Annotated in this window: 1 protein-coding gene; it reads left to right on the top strand. The window is 51.0% G+C overall.

The features are described from left to right. On the top strand, positions 1-255 hold a 255-nt coding region (locus CKO50_RS23105), incomplete at both ends, for a transposase (protein WP_141240179.1).

Raw genomic sequence — 255 nt, 5'->3', positions numbered from 1 at the left:
GGCCAAGGGTAAAACTGGTAAAGCGAACTGGGCGCTCAACCATATTCAAAAGTTATATCGAGTTGAGACTGCAAACAAAACAGCAAGCGCAGAAGAGCGGCAGGCTGCACGGGTACAACAAAGCGCACCGCTGCTGGCCCAGTTTAAAACCTGGTTAGATAAATCAGCACAAACGGTGGTACCAAAATCGAAGCTGGGCGAGGCCGTCCACTATACGCTAAGGCAGTGGCCGAAACTCATTCGCTACCTCGATGA

It is taken from the genome of Pseudoalteromonas sp. HM-SA03, assembly GCF_002289345.1.
Classification (GTDB): Bacteria; Pseudomonadota; Gammaproteobacteria; order Enterobacterales; family Alteromonadaceae; genus Pseudoalteromonas.
The sequence above is the reverse complement of the archived record's forward strand: the minus strand, read 5'-3'. Positions and strand labels throughout refer to the sequence as shown.